At 65.1% G+C, this 5175-nt stretch carries 4 protein-coding genes; 3 read left to right on the top strand and 1 reads right to left on the bottom strand.

Features of this window, described 5'->3' with window-relative positions:
- Positions 1-192 precede the first annotated feature (192 nt).
- Complete coding sequence (locus tag JNK68_02065; protein ID MBL8539135.1) at positions 193-408, top strand: DUF1289 domain-containing protein; 216 nt, start codon at positions 193-195, stop codon at positions 406-408.
- A 51-nt stretch (positions 409-459) separates the two neighbouring features.
- On the opposite strand, the gene JNK68_02060 is transcribed toward JNK68_02065, so the two are convergent.
- Positions 460-2646 (bottom strand): hypothetical protein, encoded by a 2187-nt coding sequence (locus JNK68_02060; protein MBL8539134.1) that lies wholly within the window; start codon positions 2644-2646, stop codon positions 460-462.
- A 324-nt stretch (positions 2647-2970) separates the two neighbouring features.
- Here JNK68_02060 and JNK68_02055 point away from each other — a divergent pair, with 324 nt between their 5' ends.
- Complete coding sequence (locus JNK68_02055; protein MBL8539133.1) at positions 2971-4815, top strand: potassium transporter Kup; 1845 nt, start codon at positions 2971-2973, stop codon at positions 4813-4815.
- An 88-nt stretch (positions 4816-4903) separates the two neighbouring features.
- The coding region (locus JNK68_02050) for a hypothetical protein (protein MBL8539132.1) at positions 4904-5175 on the top strand (272 nt) is incomplete at its 3' end.

Raw genomic sequence — 5175 nt, 5'->3', positions numbered from 1 at the left:
TGACGATGGTGGTCATGCTCTTCCTCCGTTGTCGGCAGATGTGCTCGAATGGCACGCCTGCTTCGCGATATACGGGCGACAGCGGCTGCTGGATGCGCTGTCTCGATCCATCGGGCAGCGCTATGCTGCGATCGCTGGCGGACGAGTGCAGTGCAGCCAGCCTCAAGCAAACCAGGGTTCGTAAAGTTTTCGATGACCAACAACGACTTCCCCACCTTCCCGGCGTCGATTCCGTCGGAGGGCGTGCCCTCGCCCTGCATCAAGGTCTGCGTGATCGACCCGGACACCGGCTGGTGTCTGGGCTGCCGTCGCTCGCTGGACGAGATCGCGGGCTGGCCCGAGTTCTCCGACGACGAGAAACGCGCGGTGCTGGCGTCCCTTCCAGCGCGTGCCGGCACGGTGGAATGATTACGACGCGAGCACAAAGGTGTCGCGCTGGCTCCCGCTGTCCACGCCCACTCAGGGCACCTTGCGCAGCCGCAGGTACTGCGTCTCGTTGGGAAAGCCGAACGCGACAAAGACGCCGTTCGCGCGGATGTCGGCGGCCGTGCGCGGCTGCGGCCAGAGTGGTGCGTTCGGATTGTCTGCGACGAGGTTGAAAGCCTGGTAGCGCACACCCGGATTGCCATCAAGCGGGACTGTACCGGGCACCGCGAAAAGGTCGGGGCCGAGCGCCTGATCGCGCAGGTTGACGAAGGCGAGCACGACGTCGTCGCCCGACCAGCGCGCCACCGCGAAGATGTTCTCGTTGAAGCCGCCGCCGTTCTGGCGCGTGAGAAACCAGCGGTTGCTGCTGCGTAGCGCCGGGCTCGCCTCGCGCGCTTCGTTGATGCGTCGGTACATGCCGAGCGCAGCCGGGTTGGCGCTGTCCCAGAAGCTCTTGATGTTCTGCCACGAGTTCTGGAAGTCCACCTTGTACGGGATGCCCAGCGGCTGGCTCATGTAGACCATGGGCACGCCATAGACGGATGCCGCAACCGCGTAGCGCGCCGTCATCAGCCACAGGTTGCCGTTGCCTTCCTCGTCGTGGCTGGTGCCGTTGTGCAGGATCGCGGCGTTGTAGCCGTACAGCCCGGCTTCGGCTTCGAGGCTGGAGACGAGTTGCGTCGTGGTCACGCCGTCGTTGCGGTACAGCCAGTGATCGACCGTGGTGATGATGTCGAACTGACGGTTCATGCGGTAGCGCACGATATCGGGATCGAGCACTTCGGCGAGGAAGACGAAATCCCATTTCTTCTGCCGCGTCTTGTTGATGATGTATTCCCACGCCTGCGGCGGCAGCCCTTGCGCGAAGTCGGCGCGGACGCCGTCGAGCTTGTTGCCGGTGCGGTCGAGCCAGAAACCGAGCACCGCGGCGAAATAGTTCCAGACGTTGGCGACCTCGTAGTCGTGACCGCCGGCGGGATCGAGATCGCTGTAGAAGAGGTCGCGCTCATCGAGCGCACCGCCCTGCCAGGTGTCGCCGAATCCGGGCTTCGGGCCGAGCGACGAGTAGTCGCCGAAGAACCAGTCGAGGCCGGCGTCGTACCAGCGATGCTCGCCCATACGGTCGGTCGGCGCGTAGAGCGCCCATTCGCCTGCGTTGTGCGCATGGTCGCGGTAGTTGTTGCGGTTCGTCGCCCACGCCGGGCGCACGTCGCGGATGCGCGAATCGGCCTGGGCGGACGGAATCAGGCCGGCATCCACCGCACCCTGCCCGAAGACCGTGTCGCGACCGGAGTGGTTGAAGGCGACGTCGATGAAGACGTCGAGCCCTGCGGCGTCGGCCTGGTTCACGAAGTAGGTGAACTCGTTCAACGCCTGCGACTGATCGCCGGTTTCGTCGAAGAGGCCGTTCACGGCGAAGTAGTTGCGCGCGGAATAAGGGCTGCCCGGCGACACGTTGGCGACGTCCTGGCCGGTTGCCGGGTCGTAGCGCACCTGCGTGATCGGAAAGATCGGCATCAGCCACACCGTGTTGAACCCGAGCTTGTTGCGGACGAACCCGATGTTGAAGGGATCGTAGCCGTCGGTGTCGTGATCGGTGAGATCCTCGAGCGTGCTGCGCTGACCGGGACCGCCGCCCGGCGTGGCTTCGACCACCAGCGTGTTCAGCTCGTAGATCGAGCGGCTCAGAGTCTTCTTCGGCGAAACGACGAGTGCCAGGTCGCGCTGCTGCGCGCCGTCGAACACGAACTGGTTGTGCCAGATCCAGGGACCGCCCTGGATGCGGAAGCGGGTCGTGAGCCGGTACGCACCAGCCTTCGACAGCGTGAGATTCGCGCGATAGACATGATTGTTGTTCGCCGACGCGACCATGCTCATCGGGTAGGTCATGTAATAGCTGTTCGGCCCGCCGGCGTCCGCCGCCGACTCGAAGACCTTGGCGAAGTCGCGGCGATTGACGTTGCTGAACACCTGCACTTCGAGGTCCTGCGGCGGCCTGCCGTCCGCATACACCTGCACGTCGACGACGACGGGGATGGTCTCCCCGGCGCTCTCGTCGATGAAGTACTTGAGCGTGCCGTAGTTGCCCGGATGTCCCTGGTTCCAGTTCGGATCGTAGACGTTGAGGTAGCCCATCCACGGCGCGGCGTGCACCACGCCCGTGAGCAGTGCAAGACACAACGCCGGCAGCAGCCGGCCGAATCGCAAGAAGACGCCCACGGTATCCCTCCCTTGATGTCCGTTCGCCGTCCGCTGCCCAGTGACCACGAGTCGCCGGGCGAAGGCGAGATTGTGCAGCGTGTTGCCGAGAGTTTCATCCCCCGATCGGCCTAGATCTGTCCATTCGAGACAGCGCGGTTGCGCAAAGGCCGCCGTGCCGGGCAGCAGGGGAGAGGAAGCGCAGGCGGGTCGACCCGTTATTTCCGGCCTGGGCGCTGCTACAATTGCTGCAACGCCACAACAATCGGTCCGGGGCGCTCGCCCCAGAGCCGCAGGCGAGGGAGATTCCGTGTGACCAACGATCAGGGTCAGCATCAGGGCGACCTGCGTACACTCATCCTCGGCACCATCGGTATCGTCTTCGGCGATATCGGAACGAGCCCGCTCTACGCGCTGAAGGAAACGATGGCGGGACACCATCCGATCGCCGTCGCGGAAGCGAGCGTGCTCGGCGTGCTCTCGCTCATCTTCTGGGCGGTGATGCTGCTGGTATCGGCGAAGTACGTCGCGCTCATCATGCGCGCGGACAACCGGGGGGAGGGCGGCAGCCTCGCGCTGCTTGCGCTCGTCACCGGGCTCACCAAGCGGTCACGCTGGCGGCCGGTGGTGACGGCGCTCGGCATCTTCGCCGCCGCGCTCTTCTACGGCGACAGCATGATCACCCCCGCAATCTCGGTGCTGAGCGCGGTCGAAGGCCTGGAAGTGGTGACCCCGGCGCTCAAGGCCTATGTGCTGCCGATCACCTGTGCGGTGCTGGTCGTGCTGTTCTGGATACAGAGTCGCGGCACCGGCACGATCGGACTGCTGTTCGGTCCGATCATGTGCGTGTGGTTTGCCTGCCTCGGCGTGCTGGGGATTCTCAGCATCGTGGAGACACCGGCCGTGCTCGCGGCGCTGAACCCGATGCATGCGGTCCACCTGGTCGCCGTCAATCCCACGCAGAGCTTCCTCGCCCTGGGGGCGGTGGTCCTCGCGGTAACCGGGGGCGAAGCGCTTTACACCGACATGGGGCATTTCGGCCGCTTTCCGATCCGGCTCACGTGGTTCGGCTTCGTGATGCCGGCGCTGATCCTCAACTATTACGGGCAGGGTGCGCTGCTGCTGCGCGAGCACGCCGCCATCCAGAATCCGTTTTTCCTGCTCGCGCCGACGTGGGCGATCCTGCCGCTCGTGGTCCTGGCGACCCTGGCGACGGTGATCGCCTCACAAGCGGTCATTTCCGGGTCGTTCTCGGTGGCGCGGCAAGCGGTACAACTCGGCTACCTGCCGCGCATGGCGATCGTCCAGACTTCGCACAGGGAGCGCGGGCAGATCTACGTGCCGTTCACCAATCTCACGTTGTTTCTCGCCGTGATGGCACTCGTGGTGTTCTTCCAGTCTTCGAGCAATCTGGCCGCCGCCTACGGCATCGCCGTCACCGGCACGATGATGATCGACACCATCCTGGTGACGTTTGTGATGGTCCTGATGTGGCGCTGGAGCCGATGGCTCGCGCTGCCGCTGATGGGCGCATTCCTGCTGGTGGATTTTGCGTTTTTCAGCGCCAACATCATCAAGTTCGCGCACGGCGGCTGGTTCCCCGTGTTCATCGGGGTGCTGTCGTTCACCGTGCTGACCACGTGGAAGCGCGGGCGGGCGCTCCTGTTTCGCCAGATGTCGAAGCTCGACGTCGCGGAGAAGGTGTTTCTCGCCCAGGTAGACGAGAGCGTGCCGCGGGTCGCGCGCAGTGCCGTGTTCCTGACGGCCCGCTCGGATCTCATCCCTTCCGCATTGCTGCACAACCTGAAGCACAACCTCGTGCTGCACCAGCGCACCGTGATCGCGACGGTGATCACGGAGGAGATTCCCTACGTGCCCGAGGCCCGCCGCGTCGAACTTATCCCGCTCGGCAAGGGCTTCTTCCGGCTGCTCATCCGCTACGGCTTCATGGAGGCGCCGAACGTGCCCGCAGCGCTCGAGTGCTGCCGCAGCAGCGAGTTCCCGGTCGACCTGAGGCAGGTGTCGTTCTTCGTGAGCCGCGAAACGATCCTGCCGAGTCTGCAGCCGGGAATCGCGGTCTGGCGCGAGAAGCTGTTCGCGCTCATGTCGCGCAACGCGCAGAATGCCACCGACTTTTTCCGGATTCCGACGGAGAACGTCGTCGAGTTGGGCACGCAGGTCGAGATCTGACGCGGCGGGTGGCGACCGGCTGCGGATTGCGTTCTAATCGCCGTTTGCCGTCCGTGGGGCGCGTTCCGCGTCGAAAGCGATGATTGCCATGTTCACCCGTTCTCCCGCGTCCATCGGTCGCCGCTGGCACCTCCGGCTCGCGGTGACGCTCTGCGTGCTGTCCGTGATGATCCCGGCTGCGACGCTCGCGCAGGCGGACCCGGCCAAGCGCATCCGCGACGAGCTCGCCCTGGTCCAGCAGGAGCAGCAGGCCGTGTTTCAGCAGTTCCAGATGGTGCGCGAGCTGCGCAACGAGCTCATGGCGCCGCCGGTCCAGCAGCCGGCCGTGAGCGGGTATGGCGGCATGGGAGGGTCGGCGCC

The sequence above is a fragment of the Betaproteobacteria bacterium genome (assembly GCA_016791345.1).
GTDB lineage: Bacteria > Pseudomonadota > Gammaproteobacteria > Burkholderiales > JAEUMW01 > JAEUMW01.
This window is presented reverse-complemented; position numbering and strand designations above follow the sequence as displayed.

Coding starts and splice junctions, on each gene's coding strand:
- JNK68_02065 (MBL8539135.1), top strand. CDS start 193: ATGACCAACAACGACTTCCCCACCTTCCCGGCGTCGATTCCGTCGGAG.